Here is a 1,460-nt window from a genome sequence, read left to right as displayed (position 1 = left end):
TTGAGGTAACACCATTAAAGACCTTGATGGGTTTTTCTGTCCACTTAAATGTTCAACTTAAATTTTACAATCTGCCTCTAGCAAAAGAAGACCGTCTCGGCGTAACATTGATTGCTGAGACAGCAATGTATTTGCGAGGCGGTCGTGTTTTACGAGTTCATGATGTTGAGGAAACTAGTCAGTTAGTGAAAATGATCGATACCATTGAAAATAGTTACTGGTTTAGATCTACCAACGGCGGTGGACCAAATGGTTCAACAAGCTGTAGCCCAAATTCTTACGCCTATCTTTGAGCGTGTTTTCTCTGATAATAGTTTTGGCTTCCGTCCCCACCGTGGGGCCCATGACGCTATTGCAAAAGTAGTAGATCTTTATAATCAAGGCTATCGAAGAGTTGTCGACTTAGACCTAAAAGCCTATTTTGATAACGTTAATCATGACTTGATGATTAAGTATCTCCAACAATATATTGATGACCCATGGACACTAAGACTCATTCGTAAGTTTCTAACTAGCGGAGTCTTAGACCATGGGCTTTTCGCTAAAAGTGAAAAAGGAACCCCCACAAGGAGGGCCATTGTCACCACTACTGGCGAACATCTATCTAAATGAGTTGGACAAAGAGTTGACTAGACGTGGTCATCACTTTGTGCGCTATGCGGATGATTGTAACATCTATGTTAAAAGTCAACGAGCCGGAGAAAGAGTAATGAAGAGCATTACCATATTTCTCGAAAAGCAACTAAAAGTCAAAGTAAATCCAGATAAGAGCAAAGTTGGTAGTCCTTTGCGACTGAAATTCCTTGGATTTTCGCTAGGCGTAGACCACAATGGAGCCTACGCCCGTCCAGCTAAACAATCGCAACAACGAGTAAAGAAAGCGCTGAAGTTATTAACTAAACGTAATCGTGGAATATCTCTGACAAGAATGTTTGAAGAAATTCATCGAAAAATGCGTGGGTGGCTTCAGTACTACTCAATTGGGAAATTGACAGGCTTTGTCCGACGCCTAGACCAGTGGTTGAGGACACGGATTAGGCAATACATCTGGAAACAGTGGAAGAAACTTAAAACGAAAATTACTAACTTGAGAAGGTTAGGATTGCCTTACCGAGATGCGTATACTTTCGCTAGTACCCGCAAGGGCTACTGGCGGACTGCACACAGTAAGACACTAAATTATTCTCTAACAAACAGAAAACTGGAACGCCTCGGACTTATGAATATGTCTAAGACGCTCCAGTCAATTCAAAAGTGATTAAATTGTCGAACCGCCGTATACGGATCCGTACGTACGGTGGTGTGAGAGGTCGGTAATTGAAATAATCAATTATCTCCTACTCGATTTTTTCTTGGGCTCGACGATATCTTTCCATTTTCTTATGGTGGATTATAGAATGAAGTTAGCCACCTAATTGGTGGTAAATGCAAAAACGCCATTCGGCGTGACATCAGGTATC

General features: G+C 41.6%; 2 pseudogenes. Both read left to right on the top strand.

Features of this window, described 5'->3' with window-relative positions:
• Nucleotides 1-293 (top strand): annotated as a pseudogene (locus tag QOS01_RS10260) (hypothetical protein); the annotation flags it as partial.
• A pseudogene (gene ltrA, locus QOS01_RS10255) lies at nt 214-1,258 on the top strand (group II intron reverse transcriptase/maturase); the annotation flags it as partial. The pseudogenes QOS01_RS10260 and ltrA, both read left to right, overlap by 80 nt.
• Nucleotides 1,259-1,460 lie beyond the last annotated feature (202 nt).

Origin of the sequence: Limosilactobacillus avium, assembly GCF_947381485.1 — a bacterium.
Taxonomy (GTDB): domain Bacteria; phylum Bacillota; class Bacilli; order Lactobacillales; family Lactobacillaceae; genus Limosilactobacillus; species Limosilactobacillus avium.
This window is presented reverse-complemented; position numbering and strand designations above follow the sequence as displayed.